This is a genomic window from Capillimicrobium parvum, assembly GCF_021172045.1.
GTDB classification, from domain to species: domain Bacteria; phylum Actinomycetota; class Thermoleophilia; order Solirubrobacterales; family Solirubrobacteraceae; genus Capillimicrobium; species Capillimicrobium parvum.
In genome coordinates this window covers 3649425-3664559 of the sequence record NZ_CP087164.1, presented here as the reverse complement: position 1 = coordinate 3664559, position 15135 = coordinate 3649425, and the positions used below count along the sequence as shown (strand labels likewise).

The 15135-nt window shown below is 74.9% G+C and carries 12 protein-coding genes; 11 read left to right on the top strand and 1 reads right to left on the bottom strand.

Going from position 1 to position 15135, the window contains the following annotated elements; translation table 11 throughout:
• The first annotated feature begins 24 nt into the window (after positions 1-24).
• From DSM104329_RS17865 to DSM104329_RS17815, 11 genes are all read left to right on the top strand, one after another.
• Positions 25-969, top strand: a complete 945-nt coding sequence (locus DSM104329_RS17865; RefSeq protein WP_259311208.1) for an aminopeptidase — start codon at positions 25-27, stop codon at positions 967-969.
• Positions 966-1856, top strand: a complete 891-nt coding sequence (locus DSM104329_RS17860; RefSeq protein WP_259311207.1) for a hypothetical protein — start codon at positions 966-968, stop codon at positions 1854-1856. Before DSM104329_RS17865 ends, DSM104329_RS17860 begins: the two co-directional genes overlap by 4 nt.
• Before the next feature lie 5 nt (positions 1857-1861).
• Entirely contained in the window at positions 1862-2224 is a 363-nt protein-coding gene (locus tag DSM104329_RS17855) for a hypothetical protein (RefSeq protein WP_259311206.1), read from the top strand.
• Positions 2221-2868 carry an MBL fold metallo-hydrolase gene (locus tag DSM104329_RS17850; RefSeq protein ID WP_259311205.1) on the top strand — a complete coding sequence of 216 codons (648 nt, stop codon included), beginning with the start codon at positions 2221-2223 and terminating at the stop codon, positions 2866-2868. Before DSM104329_RS17855 ends, DSM104329_RS17850 begins: the two co-directional genes overlap by 4 nt.
• Positions 2869-3032: 164 nt before the next feature.
• The gene (gene hisS, locus DSM104329_RS17845; RefSeq protein ID WP_259311204.1) at positions 3033-4277 is read left to right on the top strand and encodes a histidine--tRNA ligase; all 1245 of its coding nucleotides are present in this window, start codon (positions 3033-3035) and stop codon (positions 4275-4277) included.
• The gene (gene aspS, locus DSM104329_RS17840) at positions 4274-6025 is read left to right on the top strand and encodes an aspartate--tRNA ligase (protein WP_259311203.1); all 1752 of its coding nucleotides are present in this window, start codon (positions 4274-4276) and stop codon (positions 6023-6025) included. Before hisS ends, aspS begins: the two co-directional genes overlap by 4 nt.
• A gap of 50 nt (positions 6026-6075) precedes the next feature.
• Positions 6076-9117 carry a BTAD domain-containing putative transcriptional regulator gene (locus DSM104329_RS17835; protein WP_259311202.1) on the top strand — a complete coding sequence of 1014 codons (3042 nt, stop codon included), beginning with the start codon at positions 6076-6078 and terminating at the stop codon, positions 9115-9117.
• Positions 9118-9184: 67 nt separating this feature from the next.
• A complete protein-coding gene (locus tag DSM104329_RS17830) occupies positions 9185-10765 on the top strand; it encodes a 4-hydroxyphenylacetate 3-hydroxylase family protein (RefSeq protein WP_259311201.1) in 1581 nt (526 codons plus the stop codon).
• A 39-nt stretch (positions 10766-10804) separates the two neighbouring features.
• Positions 10805-12202, top strand: coding sequence for a tRNA 2-thiouridine(34) synthase MnmA (mnmA, locus tag DSM104329_RS17825; protein WP_259311200.1), 1398 nt, complete (start codon positions 10805-10807; stop codon positions 12200-12202).
• Positions 12203-12204: 2 nt separating this feature from the next.
• On the top strand, positions 12205-12810 hold the full coding sequence (locus tag DSM104329_RS17820; RefSeq protein ID WP_407655929.1) for a flavin reductase family protein: 606 nt from the start codon (positions 12205-12207) through the stop codon (positions 12808-12810).
• 184 nt (positions 12811-12994) lie between these two features.
• Positions 12995-14560, top strand: a complete 1566-nt coding sequence (locus DSM104329_RS17815) for a penicillin-binding transpeptidase domain-containing protein (RefSeq protein ID WP_259311198.1) — start codon at positions 12995-12997, stop codon at positions 14558-14560.
• Here DSM104329_RS17815 and DSM104329_RS17810 read toward each other — a convergent pair whose 3' ends face one another.
• Positions 14561-15085: a hypothetical protein gene (locus DSM104329_RS17810; protein ID WP_259311197.1), complete on the bottom strand. Its 525-nt coding sequence runs from the start codon at positions 15083-15085 to the stop codon at positions 14561-14563. It abuts the gene before it with no gap.
• Positions 15086-15135 lie beyond the last annotated feature (50 nt).

Below are 15135 nucleotides of genomic sequence, written 5' to 3'. Positions count from 1 at the left end.
GATCTACTGAGTAGCGTCCCGCCGATGCCGACCGACCTCGCCCGCGCCGTCGAGACCGTCATCCACCGCTGCCTGGCCGTCCGCCCGGGCGAGGAGGTGGTCGTGGTCGGCGACGCCTCCACCGCCGACATCTCCGCCGCCCTGCGCGACGAGGCCGAGCGCGCCGGGGCCGACGCCACGCTGACGGTCGCGACCGCCCGCACCACCGACGGCCAGGAGCCGTCCAAGGCCGTCGCCGCGGCGCTCGCCGCCGCCGACGTCTTCATCGCTCCGACCGCCTGGTCCATCTCCCACACACGCGCGCGCAAGGCCGCCAGCGACGCCGGCGCTCGCGGTGCGACGATGCCGCACGTCACCGCCGACATGCTCGCCCGCCTCATGGCCGCCGACTTCGACCTCATGGGCGAGCGCTCGAACAAGGTGGCCGACCTCCTCACCGGGGCGAGCACCGCGCGCATCACCTGCCCCCGCGGCACCGACCTCACCCTCGACCTCACCGGCCGCGACGCGATCCCCGACGACGGCGACCTCACCGCCCCCGGCGCGTTCGGCAACCTGCCCTGCGGCGAGGGGTTCATCTCGCCCATCGGCGGCGACGGCACCCTCTACGCGTCGAGTCTCGCCGCCATCGGCCTGGCCGACCCGCCCGCGCGACTGACCCTCCGAGACGGCCGTCTCGCCACCGCCGAGGGCCCTGAGGGCGAGCGGCTCCTCGAACGTCTCACCGCGGCGGGGGACCTCGGGACGAACCTCGCCGAGCTGGGCGTCGGCACGAACGAGCGCGCCGGGCTGACCGGCAACATCCTCGAGGACGAGAAGATGCTCGGCACGGTCCACGTCGCCTTCGGGGCCAGCGCCGGGATCGGCGGTACGGTCAGCGTCCCCGTGCACCTCGACGTCCTCGTGCTCGACGCCACCCTCACGCTCGACGGCACGACGGTGCTCGACGCCGGCCGCTTCGCGTTGTGAGCGCCGGCGCCGGCCCGCTGATCGCCGTCCCGAACGTCTCCGAGGGCCGCGATCCGCTCGTGCTCGCCACGATCGGCGACACGTTCACCACGGCGGGGGCCCGTGTCCTCGACGTCCACGCCGACCCGGACCATCACCGCTCGGTCTTCACGCTCGCCGCGGCGCCCGGACGGCTGGCGGGCGCGCTCGTCGCCGGGGCCGGCGAGATCGTGCGCATGCTCGACGTGCGCGAGCACCCGGGCATCCACCCGCACGTCGGCGCGCTCGACGTCGCGCCCGTCGTCCACCTCGACGAGGCGCGGCGGGGCCCGGCGGTCGCGGAGGCGCTCGTCCTCGCCGACCGCATCGGCCACGAGCTCGAGGTTCCCGTCTTCCTCTACGGCGCGCTCGGGGGCGGCCGCACGCGCGCGGAGATCCGCCGCGGCGGCATCGACGCCCTGACCGAGCGCATGCGCACCGGCGAGCTCGTGCCCGACTACGGCCCCCTCGAGCCGCATCCGACCGCCGGCGCCACCCTCGTCGCCGCGCGCCCGCCGCTCATCGCCTTCAACCTCGAGCTCGCGCCGCCCGCGACCCTGGACGACGCCAAGCGGATCGCCGCCGACATCCGCGAGGGCGGAGCGCACGGCCTGCCCGGCCTGCGGGCCATCGGGTTGACGCTCGCGGCGCGCGAGAACGTCGCCCAGGTGTCGATGAACGTCGAGGACCACCTGGCCCTCCCGCTGGCGAACGTGGTCGAGGCGGTGCGGGCCCACGCACCCATCGCCGAGGCCGAGATCATCGGGCTCCCACCCGAGGCGGCCTTCGCCGGGTTCCCCGAAGATCTCGCCGTTCGCAACCGCCGAACCCTGGAAGCGACGCTCGCCGGGCACGCGCCGATACGCTAGAAGGCATGGCCCAGACCAAGCGCCGGCGCACCAAGCATCGCGGCAACGCCGCCGGGATGGTCGAGACCCGCGGCCGCACGGGGCGCAAGCCCACCGACAAGGACCGCAAGCCCGAGCAGAAGGGCGGCCGCGGCGGGAAGGCGAACCGGTTCGACACCCCGCCGACGTGGCGCGGCGCGATCAACCGCGCGCTGCTCGCCGTCGTCTTCTTCGCCCTGCTGGTGATCCTCCTGTTCAAGCTGCCGATCGCCAATGCCCTCGGCGTGAGCGCGTTCATGCTGCTGCTCTACATCCCGCTCGGCTACTACACCGACCTCTGGCTCTACCGCCGCCGGATGCGCCAGAAGGGGCAGGAGCCCGCCAAGTGACCATCGACGTGCGCATGCTCACGGTCGGGCCGCTGCAGGAGAACGCCTACCTGCTGCGCCGCGCCGGCGACGATCGGGCGCTGCTCATCGACCCCGGCGACGAGGCCGACCGCCTCCTCACGGTGCTCGACGAGCTCGGCGTACGGCTCGAGGCGATCCTGCTCACCCACACGCACTTCGACCACGTCGGCGCCGTGGCGCCCGTGGCCCGCGCGACCGGCGCGCCGGTCTACGTCCCGGAGATCGAGAAGCCGATCCTCGCCGACATCAACAGCTACGTCCGCTTCCCCGGCTTCGGCCCGTTCGAGGACTGGGACGCCGAGCAGACCGTCGCCGGGGGCGAGCGCCTCGCGCTGGCCGGGCTCGACATCGACGTGATCTTCACCCCGGGCCACAGTCCCGGCCACGTCTCCTACGTGGTCGACGGCGAGGAGGCGATGTTCTCCGGCGACGTCCTGTTCCAGGGCTCGGTCGGCCGGACGGACCTGCCCGGGGCCGACTGGCCGACGCTGGCCGCCTCGATCCAGCGGCTGCTGGACACCCTGCCCGACGAGACGCGCGTGCACCCCGGCCACATGGGGCTCACGACGCTCGGTCGGGAGCGCGCGACGAACCCGTTCCTGGCCGAGCTCGCCCAGCCGTGAGACCCTGCGGGTCCTCACACGCCACCGCCCTGACCCGGCGGGAGGCCTCATCGTGAGACCCTGCGGGTCCTCACACGCCACCGCCCTGACCCGGCGGGAGGCCTCATCGTGAGACCCTGCGGGTCCTCACACGCCACCGCCCTGACCCGGCGGGAGGCCTCATCGTGAGCGAGCGCATCCAGGCGCCGCGCGGCACGTACGACGTGCTGCCCGAGCAGGCCGCCGCCCGCGCCGCGCTCGAGGAGCGCGCCCGCGAGGTCCTCGAGGCCGCCGGCTACGAGCGCGTCGAGACGCCGATCTTCGAGCACACCGAGCTCTTCGCCCGCGGCGTCGGCGAGTCCACCGACATCGTCCAGAAGGAGATGTACACCTTCGAGGACGGCGGCGGCCGGTCGCTGACGCTGCGTCCCGAGGGCACGGCCTCCGTCTGCCGCGCCTACGTCGAGCACGGCATGCACAAGCTCGCCCAGCCGGTGAAGCTCTGGTACCTCGGCCCGTACTTCCGCTACGAGCGCGCCCAGGCCGGGCGCTTCCGCCAGTTCTGGCAGATCGGCGCGGAGGCGATCGGCTCCGAGGACCCGGCCGTCGACGCCGAGGCCATCCTGCTGCTGACGACGCTGCTGGGCGACCTCGGCGCGCGCGGCGTGCACGTCCGCGTCTCCAGCCTGGGCAAGCTGGAGTCCCGCCAGCACTACCGCGTCGCGCTGCAGGGCCACCTGCGCACCCACGAGGACCGCCTCTCCCAGGAGGTGCGCGACCGCATCGAGCTCAACCCGCTGCGCGCGTTCGACGCCGACCACCCCGGCACGCAGGAGGTCATGCGCACCGCACCGCTGCTGCGCGACTTCCTCGACCCCGACGACGCCGAGCACTTCAACGCGGTCTGCGCGCTGCTGGACGCCGGCGACGTCGTCTACGACGTCGACCCGACCCTCGTGCGCGGCCTGGACTACTACCAGCGCACGGTCTTCGAGATCCACTCGAGCGAGCTCGGCGCCCAGTCGGCCCTCGGCGGCGGCGGGCGCTACGACGGCCTCGTCGAGCAGGTCGGCGGCCCGGCGACCCCCGGCATGGGGTGGGCGGCCGGCATCGAGCGCATCCTCATGGCCGCGGCCACGCCGGCGCACGCCGCACCGCCCGTCGACCTCCTGGTCGCCGCGCCCGTCGGCCCGGTCCAGTTCCGCCTCGTGGCCGACGCGCGCCGCGCCGGGCTGCAGGCCCAGCTCGACCTCGCCGCCCGCTCGCACAAGGGCGTCCTCAAGCACGCCAACCGGCTCGGCGCACGCTACGTTGCCTGGGTGGACTCCGACGGTCGTCAGGCCCAGCTGCGGGACATGGAGGCCGGCGAGCAGGCCGCGGTCGCCGTCGACGAGGTCGTCCGCGACGTCCTGCGGGGTCCCGGCCTGTGAAGCGCCCCCCGACGGCCAACCGCTACCGCGACACGTGGGCCGGCGAGCCGCGCGCGTCGCGCGCCGGCGAGCAGCTGCGCGTCGCCGGCTGGGTGCACCGCCGCCGCGACCACGGCGGGCTGATCTTCATCGACCTGCGCGACCGCTCCGGCCTGCTGCAGCTCGTCTTCCATCCGGAGACCTCGGGCGAGGCGTTCGCCGCCGCCGAGCGCCTGCGTGCCGAGCACGTCCTCTCGGCGCACGGCCTGCTCGTCGTGCGCGAGGAGGGCAACGTCAACCCGAACCTGCCGACCGGCGAGGTCGAGCTCCAGGTCGCCGACATGGAGGTCCTCGCCCAGTCCGACACCCCGCCGTTCCCGGTGGACGAGGACGGCCCGGTCGACGAGAACACGCGCCTGCATCACCGCGTGCTGGACCTGCGCCGGGAGCGCATGCGCGACAACATCATCCTGCGCGACGCGATCACCCGCGAGATGCGCTCGGTGCTCTCCGGTGCGGACTTCCTCGAGATCGAGACGCCGATGCTGACGCGCTCGACGCCCGAGGGCGCGCGCGACTTCCTCGTGCCCGCGCGCCTGCAGCCCGGCAACTGGTACGCGCTGCCGCAGTCGCCGCAGCTCTTCAAGCAGCTGCTCATGATCGGCGGCTTCGAGCGCTACTTCCAGATCGTGCGCTGCTTCCGCGACGAGGACCTGCGCGCCGACCGCCAGCCCGAGTTCACGCAGCTCGACATCGAGATGTCCTTCGTCGAGGAGGCCGACGTCATCGACCTGATGGAGACGCTGATGGCGCGTGTGTTCGCGGTCAGCGGCTTCGACGTCGCGGCGCCGCCGTGGCCGCGCATGCCCTACGACGAGGCGATGGCCCGCTACGGCTCCGACCGCCCGGACCTGCGCTTCGGGCTGGAGATCCACGACCTCTCCGACGCGCTCGGCCAGACCGAGTTCAAGGTCTTCCGCTCGGTCCTGGACTCCGGCGGCGTCGTGCGCGCCTTCAACGTCGGGCCGCGCGAGACGCCGCGCAAGGAGCTCGACGAGCTCACGGAGATGGCCCAGCGCCACGGCGCCAAGGGCCTCGTCTGGGCGTTCGTGCAGTCCGGTGGCGTGTGGCGCTCGCCGGTCGCGAAGTTCCTCGCCGACGAGGAGATGCAGGCGATCTCGAGCCGCCTGGGCGCCTCCGAGGGCGACCTGCTGCTGGCCGTCGCCGACCGGCCCCGCGTCGCCGCCGACGCGCTCGGCGCTCTGCGGCTGCACCTGGGCCGTCCGCACGCCCACGGCCACGCGCCGGTGTGGGTCGTCGACTTCCCGATGTTCGAGTGGGCCGACGACGAGCAGCGCTGGGACGCGCTGCACCATCCGTTCACGGCGCCGCTCGGCGATCTGGACGACCCGGGCTCGCTGCGCTCGCGCGCGTACGACCTCGTCGTGGACGGGTCCGAGCTCGGCGGCGGCTCCATCCGCATCCATGACACCGATGTACAGCGCCGCGTGCTGGAGATCCTCGGGATGGGGGAGGAGGAGTCCGAGCGCCGGTTCGGCTTCCTGCTCGACGCGCTGCGCTACGGCGCGCCGCCCCACGGGGGCATCGCGTTCGGCCTGGACCGCATCGCCGCCATCATGGCCGGCGCGGACTCGATCCGCGACGTCATCGCCTTCCCGAAGACCGCCAGCGGCGGCGATCCGCTGACCGGCGCTCCGGCCCCGGTGGACGAGCGCCAGCTGCGCGAGCTCGGCCTGCGCCTCCTGTAGCGCCGGGTCGGCCGGCCGGGCGCCGGTATGCTCGCCGCGGATCGCGTCCAATGTCCCAGGACGGCAGAACAGGGTCGCGCGGCCGGCGCTCGGTCATCCAGAGCAAGCTGGCGGTGCCGCCGCTCTCCGAGCGGCTCGTCGCCCGGCCCCGGGTGAGCGGCCTGCTGGCCGGGATCGTCGACGCGCACCCGCTCGTCTGGGTCTGCGCGACGGCGGGCTCGGGCAAGACGACCGCGGTGGTCGAGGCCACCGCCGCGCTGGACCGCCCGGTCGCGTGGCTGACGCTCGACGACACCGACGCGGCGCCCGGACGCCTGCTCACGTACCTGGAGGCGGCGCTCGCGCGGCCGGTGCCGCGTGCGAGCGACGTGGCCGGCGCGGCGCTCGCCGCCGGCATCCCGCACGCCGAGGCGGCCGGGCTGCTCGCGGAGGCGGCGGAAGGTGCCCGGCTGGTCCTCGTCGTCGACGAGCTGGAGCGGCTCGCGGATGCGCCGGAGGCGCTCGCGGTCCTGGCCGCCTTCGTCCGCTACGCGCCGGCCGCGATGCGCGTCGTGCTCGTCAGCCGCGTCGACGTCCAGCTCGACTTGGGGGCCGCGGGCGCGCTCGGACGCGCCGCGGCGATCGGCGAGGGCGCGCTGGCGTTCACCGAGGCGGAGGCGGCGCAGGCGCTGGCCCGCGGGGGCATCGACACCGTCGACCCCGCCCACGCGGTCCAGGTCACCGGCGGCTGGGTGACCGGCGTGCTCTTCGAGGCGTGGCGCTCGGCCGAGCACGTCCCCGGCTCGGGGGGCGAGGCCGACCCCCTGTCCGGCTACCTCGCCTCGCAGATCCTCGGCCACCTCGAGCCGGCCGACCGCGACTTCCTCGAGGCGACGTCGCTGCTCGACGAGGTGACCCCGGCCCGTGCGGAGGCCCTCGGGCAGCCCGGCGCCGGCGACAGGCTCGTCGCGTTACGGGCGCGCCACCTGCCCGTCGTCTGGGAGCCCGGCGGGCTGCGGATGCGCTGCCACCCGCGCTTTCGCGAGTACCTGGTCGAGCGCCTCGAGCGCCGCGGCGGCGAGGACGTCCGGGCGCTGCGCTGCGCCTACGGCGACCTGCTCATGGCCGAGCGCCACCACGAGGACGCGGCCGAGCAGTTCCTGCGCGTGGGGGAGCGCGAGCGCGCGCTGCCCGCCGTCGAGGCGGTCGTCGAGGCGGTCGTGGAGCGCCTGGACTTCGCGGTGGCCGAGCGCCTGCTCGACGAGGTCGCGCCGGTGGCCCCGCCGCTCGGGCCGCTCACCGTGGCCGAGCTCATGCTGGCGATCGGCGGCGAGGACTACCGCCGCGGCGGACGGCTGGGCGACCGGCTGGACGCTGCGGGAGAGCGCGAGCGGCTGGCCCGCACGTCGTCGATGGCGGCGGCGCTGCTGGCGTGGTGCTACTGGCACCTCGGGCGCGACGCCGACGCCCGCGCGGTCGTCGCGGCCGCTGAGCCGAGCCCCGAGGTCGACGCGCTCCACTACCTGCTGCGGCTCGTCGACCACGAGGGCTCGCCGGTGCCGCCGGAGGGCCCGGCGCTGAGCGGCGGCCCGCTCGACGCGCTGGTCCGGCGCGTGAACTACGCCCACGGTCTCGTCCGCGAGGCCGGGCAGTCGCCGGCCTCCTCGTGGGCCGAGGCGGTCACCACGCCGTGGCGCGTCGGGTCGCTGCGGGCGAGCGGGCGCACCGACCAGGCGCTCGACCTCTACCGCGCCCACCCGAGGGCCTGGGCGCCGGCGTGGATGCACGGCATCGTCGGCCCGGAGCTGATCATCGACGTGGGCGACGTCGCCGAGGCGCGCGAGGTGCTCCTGCGCGGCCGCGAGGACATCCGCGCCAGCGGCTCGCTGGTCTTCGACGTCCTCAACCGGCTCATCGAGGCCAGGCTCGAGCTGCGCCTGTGCCACGACCCGGACGCGGCGCTCGCCATCCTCGACGCCGTCGACGCGGACCCGGTCGGCGGCCGCTACGGGTTCCTCGCCGAGCAGTCCGACACGTGGCGGGGGCTGGCGCTGCTCATGCGCTCGCCCGGCGCCGAGGCGCTGACGGTGCTCGAGCGCGCGGTCGAGCGCATGCGCGCGTCGGGCCGCATCATCGAGCTGCCGACCGCGGCGATCCTGCTCGCCGAGGCCCGCTGGCGCGCCGGCGACGAGGACGGCGCCGACGCGGCCGCCGACCTGGCGCTCGAGGCGGCGACGAGGCACGGCTCCAACCACCACCTCCTCCAGGCGCTGGCGGACTTCCCCGCCGTCGTCGCGCGCCGGCTCGATGCCGAGGCGGGCGCCGACTCGCGCTGGCACGAGCTCGGGCGGGCGCTCATGGCCGAGGGGGTCGCGATCGACCTGCCTGCGCGCACCACCATCCGGCTCGCCGAGTTCGGGACGGCGCGGATCGAGGTCGACGGGCACGAGGTGCGTCCGCGGATCGCCAAGAGCGTCGCGCTGCTCGCCTACCTCGCCGCGGCGCCCGGCCACGCCGCCGACCGCGATCGGCTGCTGGACGCGCTGTTCGGCGGGCGCTCGGACGAGTCGACGCGCGCCTATCTGCGCCAGGCGGTGCACCGGCTGCGCGAGGTGCTGCCCGAGGGCGTCGGCCCGTGCCTCGACGGCAGCCAGGTGCGCTTCGACGCCGAGGTCGACCTGCGCAGCGAGTCCGACGAGCTGACCGGGCGCCTGCGCGAGGCGGCGCGACTGCAGGGCGAGGAGCAGCTCGCCGCGATCCTCGACGCGCTGGCGATCGCCGAGCGCGGCGAGTACCTCCCCGCGATCCCCGCACCGTGGGCGGACGAGCGGCGCGAGCGGCTCGTCGAGCTCGTGGGCGAGGCGCGCGTGGAGGCGGCGCACCTGGCGTTCGCCACCGGCCGCTACCGGCAGGCCGAGGAGCTCGTCGAGGCGGCCCTCGCGGCGGACCCGTTCCGGGAGAGCGCGTGGCGGCTGGTCATGCGCATCGCGGGCGCGACGGGCGACGAGGACCGCGTGATCGCCGCGTACCGCCGCTGCCGGCGGGCGCTCGGCGAGCTGGGCACCCAGCCGTCGCCGTCCACCCGGCAGCTGCTCGTCGCGCTGCGGCGCTGATTTCGGGCTGGTTAACGGCCGCCGCTCAGCATCCCGCCGGAACAGTCTCGGCATGAGGAGAGCCAGCATGAGGACGGGCGAGCAGTACCTGGCGTCGCTGCGCGACGGCCGTCGTGTGTACGTCGGCGGCGAGCTGATCGAGGACGTCACGACGCATCCCAAGACCCGCGGCTACGCGCAGGCGATCGCCGAGTACTACGACCTGCACCTCGATACCGCGCACGAGGACGTGCTGACCTTCGTCGACGAGCGCGGCGAGCGCCAGTCGCTGCACTGGTTCCTGCCGCGCTCCAAGGAGGACGTGCTGCGCCGGCGGGCCTACCACGAGTTCTGGTTCCGCCACTTCAAGGGCGGCATCTTCACCCGTCCGCCGGCGGGGATGAACGTCGTCATGTACACGCAGGTCGACGACCCGGAGCCCTGGGCGGCGAACTCGCGCTTCCAGGGGCCGGAGCGCGACCTGCGCGGCAACATCGAGCGCCAGTGGGAGCGCGTGACGACGCAGGATCTCGCGATCTCGCCGATGTTCCTCGACGTCCAGTACGACCGCGGCCGCGACGACGCCATGGCCGAGACCCCGATGCTGAAGATCGTCGAGGAGAACGACGACGGGATCGTCGTGCGCGGCTGGAAGGCGATCGGGACGACGATCCCGTTCGTCAACGAGCTGCTGATCGGCAACCTCTGGCGCCCGGGGCAGACGCCGGAGCAGACGGTCTACGCGCTCGTCCCGCTCAGCACCCCCGGGGTCACGGTCGTGGCGCGCGAGTCGCGGGCGACGCCCGACGCCGACCCGTACGACCGCCCGCTGTCGACGATCGGCGACGAGCTGGACGGGATGGTCTACTTCGACGACGTCCTCATCCCGTGGGGGGAGGTCCAGCACGTCGGCAACCCGGACCACGCGAAGTGGTACCCGCAGCGCCAGTTCGACTGGGTGCACCTCGAGACGCAGATCCGCCACACGGTCCACGCCGAGCTGATGGTCGGGCTCGGGCTGCTGATCACGCAGGCGCTCGGCACCGCCGGCAGCCCGGTGGTGCAGTCGCAGCTCGCCGAGCTCATCCGCTTCCGCGAGACCTGCCGCGCGTTCATGATCGCCGCCGAGGAGACGGGCTTCGCGACCCCCGGCGGCCTCTACAAGCCGAACAACGTGTTCGTCGACTTCGGCCGCGCGCACTACCTCGAGAACCAGCACAAGATGGTCAACACGCTCATCGACTTCTGCGGGCGTGGCGTCGTGATCCAGCCGACGCGGCGCGAGCTCGACGACCCGTACATCGGGCCCAAGCTCGAGGACGCGCTGAAGGGCTCGGCGATCACGGCGCGCGACCGGATCGCGATCTTCCGGCAGATCAGCGAGCGCTACCTGACCGAGTGGGGCGCGCGCCACGAGATGTTCGAGAAGTTCAACGGCACGCCCCTGTACCTCATCAACCTGCTGACGATGCAGCGCACCGAGTACCAGGTCGACGGTCCGATGACCGAGCTGGCGCGCGAGGTGCTCGGCTTCGGCGACACGGCCGAGCTCGCGGCGCGCGCCGAGGAGTCCGAGAAGGCGTCGCACTACACCAACGTGCGCTACCAGCCGGAGTACGCCCGCGAGCAGGACGCCCACGAGGGCTACATCGCGGAGACGCCCGCATAGAGAAGCCGGGCGCGGCGGCGCGCACGTACACTCGGGCGCATGGCCGACGAGCGCTTCGAGGAGTACCTGCGCGCGCCGCGCGGCCACCGGCCGGAGGGCGCGCGGCACGGCGCCGCGGGCGGCGCGGCGTGCGGCGACCTCGTGCGCGTGTCCGTGGCGGTCGAGGGCGATCGCGTGGCCGACGCGGGCTGCGACGCGTCCGGCTGCGGAGCGGCCCAGGCGGCGGCGTCGGCGGCCGTGGAGCTCGTGCGCGGCGCGCCGGTCCTGGCCGCCGGCCGGGTGTCGGCGGCCACGATCGCCGGCGAGCTCGGCGGGCTCAGCCCGGGCAAGGTCCACGCCGCGGAGCTGGCGGCGGACGCGCTGCACCGGGCGCTCGGCGCGGCGGTGCGCGCCGACGGGACGGCGGCGGCCGTCCCCGGGCGCGTGCTCGTGGCGATGAGCGGCGGCGTCGACTCGGCGGTCGCCGCACTGCGCTGCGGCGCGGCGGGCGGCGACGTCGTGGCCGTCACGCTCGAGCTGTGGGCGTCGCCCGAGAACGACGCCGAGACCTCCTGCTGCTCGGCCTCCGCGGTCCGCCACGCGCGGGCGCTCGCGCACCGGATGGGGCTCGCGCACTTCACGCTCGATCTGCGCGACGAGTTCCGCGCGGGGGTCGTCGAGCCGTGGCTCGCCGACCACGAGGCCGGGCTGACGCCGAACCCGTGCGTGCGGTGCAACGGCTCGGTGCGCCTGGACGCCATGCTCGACTTCGCCGACCGTGTGGGGGCGCAGACCCTCGCGACCGGCCACTACGCGCGCCTCGACGGCGACGGGCTGCTGCGCGTCGCGGCCGACCCGGCCAAGGACCAGAGCTACGTGCTCGCCGCCGTGCCGCGCTCGTCGCTGGCCCGGATGCGCTTCCCGCTCGGCGAGCTGGCCAAGCCGCAGGTGCGCACCCTCGCCGAGGACGCCGGGCTGCCGGTCGCGCGCAAGCCCGACTCGCAGGACCTGTGCTTCCTCGCCGGCACCGGACGCGCCGCGTTCCTCGCCCGCCACGGCGGCCATCGCGCCCGCCCCGGGGACATCGTCGACGCCGCCGGCCGCCGGCTCGGGCGTCATCGCGGCCACGCGGAGTACACGGTCGGCCAGCGCAAGGGCCTGGGCCTCGGCGGCGGCGAGCCGCGCTACGTGCTCGCGAAGGACGCGGCGACGAACACGGTGGTGGTGGGCGCGCGCGAGGAGCTGGCGACCACGCGCGTGCGCCTGCGCGGCGTGCGGCTGAACCGGCCGGCGGAGGAGGTCGAGACGGTCCGGCTGCGCTACCGCTCGCGGCCGGTGGCGTGCCGGCTCGACGGCGACGTCGTCGAGCTCGAGGAGGCCTTCGACGGCGCGGCGCCCGGGCAGGCCGCGGTGTTCATGGCGGGCGAGCGCGTGCTCGGGCACGCGACGATCGCGTAGTGCTGTTCTACGAGCCGGATGCGCGGCCGCGCGAGCTGCTGCCGCACGACCCGTTCAAGGCGATCATCGCCCCGCGGCCCATCGGCTGGGTCTCGACGGTCGGCGCGGACGGCGCGGTCAACCTCGCCCCGTACAGCTTCTTCAACGCGGTCTCCGAGGGCCCGCCGATGCTCGCCTTCTCGAGCGACGGCCGCAAGGACTCCGCGACGTTCGCGGACGAGGGCGGCGCCTTCGTGTGGAACCTGGCGACCTGGGATCTGCGCGAGGCGATGAACGCGACGTCGGCGACTCTCCCGCGCGGGGTCAACGAGTTCGCCCACGCCGGGTTGACGATGGCGCCGTCGCGGCTCGTCGAGCCGCCGCGCGTCGCCGAGAGCCCGTGCGCGCTCGAGTGCCGCGTCGTGCACACCGTCCAGCTGCGCGACGTGGAGGGCCGCGAGCTCGACCGGCACCTCGTCATCGGCCAGGTCGTCGGGGTGCACCTCGACGAGCGCTTCGTCGCCGACGGGAAGGTCGACACGGCGGCGCTGCGGCCGATCGCGCGCTGCGGCTATCTCGGCGACTATGCGGTCGTGGACCGGCTGTTCGACATGCCGCGGCCGCGCTGAGGGCGTCCCGCGGGCCGAAACCTGCGACACGCGGGGCGGCGGGACGCTAGAACGGGGGGTCCTCATGCCGCGCCGACGCTCTCGCTACTCCGCCCCGACCCCGCGGGCCGGCTCGGTGCTCCTGGGCGGTGGCGCCACGGCGCGCCGCCGGCGGTCCCGGGGCCCGGGCGGCGGCTGGCGCAGCATGCTGCGGGCGCTGATCGGCGCGCTGCTGGTGCTGGCGGTGATCGCCGGCGTCGTCGGCGGGGTGATCTGGTGGCGCACGAAGTCGTCGGCACAGGACGACCGGCGCCAGGCGGCCGCGAGCTTCGTCACCGCCTGGGAGAAGGGCGATCGCCACGGGATGTGGGAGGCGCTGACCCCGGCGGCGCAGGCGCGCGCGCCCGAGGTGGACTTCGCCGCGTCGTACCGGCGCGCGTACCGGGCGGCGGGCGTTCGCGAGCTGCGGGCGGGCACGCCGGGCGACGAGGCCAACGGCCACATCGCCGTGCCGGTGGTCGTCACGACGGCCGACTTCGGAGAGCTGCGCGGCACGGTGCAGGTCCCGGTGAAGGGGTCCAAGAAGGATGCGGGCGTCGAGTGGGACCCGATGCTGCGCCTGCCCGGGCTGCGCGCGGGCGAGGCGGTGCACAAGCGGTCGGGCACGCCGGTCTCGCGGGGGGAGATCATCGCCGCCGACGGCACGCTGCTCGACGCGACGGCTCTCGGCGCCTCCATCGCGGGGCGGCCCGGCGCGGAGGGCGGGAAGCCGACCGGCCTGCAGCGGATCTTCGACGACCGCCTTGCCGGCCACCCGGCCGAGCGCCTGCTGTTCGGCAAGCGCGTCATCGCCCGCACGAAGGCGGCCAAGGGCCGCGACGTGCACACGACGATCCGGCCCGCACTCATGGCGCGGGCCGCGAACGCGCTCGGCGACCGGCTCGGCGGGGTGGCGGTCATCCGGCCGCGCGACGGTGCGGTGCTGGCGCTCGCCGGCCTCGCGGTGTCCGCTCCGCAGCCGCCCGGGTCGACGTTCAAGATCATCACCGCGGCGGCGGCGCTCGAGGATGGCAAGGCGACGCCGGCGACGACGTACCCGGTCCGCACGGCAGCGGTCCTGTCCGGCACGCAGCTGCGCAACGCGGGCGGCGAGTCGTGCGGCGGCACGCTGACCGAGTCGTTCATCGAGTCGTGCAACTCCGTGTTCGCGCCGCTCGGGGCCAAGGTGGGCGCGAAGAAGCTCGTGGCGGCGGCCGAGCGGTTCGGGTTCAACGAGGAGCCGCGCATCCCGGCGGCCAAGCCGAGCACGATCTCGCCGCCGTCGAAGCTGCCCGACGACCTCGCGGTGGGCGCGGCGGCGATCGGCCAGGACCGCGACCTCGCCACCCCGCTGGCCATGGCGAGCGTCGGGGCGACGATCGCGACCGGCGGCGTGCGCGCCGCGCCGCGCCTGTCGCGCCTGCAGAAGCGTGTACGCAAGCGCGCCGTCTCGACGAAGGTGGCGCATCAGGTGCGCGAGATGATGCTCGGCGTCGTGCGCTCGGGCACCGGCACCGCGGCGGCCATCCCGGGCGTCGAGGTGGCGGGCAAGACGGGCACGGCCGAGCTGCGGCCCAACTCGTCGGATCCGAAGGACGCCGACGCCTGGTTCGTGGCGTTCGCCCCGGCCGGCCGTCCGGAGGTGGCGGTGGCGGTCATGCTGGTCGGCGCGGGGTTCGGGGGGACGGCCGCCGCGCCGGTCGCGCGCGAGGTGCTGCAGGCCGCCCTCTGATCATCCCTGGGCGCGGCAGTACCAGTACGTGATGATGAAGTCGCGGCCCTCGTGGCGGGGCGGCGCGTCGTCGGCGGGATGGCGCATGATCGAGCGCAGGACGATCTGGTACCGCCGGCCGCGCCGGCGATCGTGCGGCATGCGCACGCCGTCCGGGTGGTACGTCCCGGCGAGGTCCCAGCCCGCCCGGCGCTGGTGGTACGGGCCGCTCGTGAAGCGAAGCTCCCGGCCGTCCCAGCTCCAGCGGCCGGTGCGGGCGTAGCCCTTCGGCAGGAAGCCCGCGGCGTTGCTGACCTCGTAGACGAGCGTCTCGGTCGCGTAGAGGTGCAGCACGCCGCGCTGCGCCCGGTTGAAGCCGCTCAGCTGCCCCATCGGCCCGTAGCTGGCGAAGGTCTGCCAGCACGCGTAGGCGCGGCCTCCGGGACCGAGATCCTGGGCGCTCGCGGACGCGGCGCCGCCGAGGACGGCCACGGCGGCGACGGCGACGGTGAGGGCGGCGTGGCGGACGGCGTGGGCGACGTGCACGCGGGTGACGCTACCGGCGCCGGGACCGCGATCCGACCGACGTTCGTCCA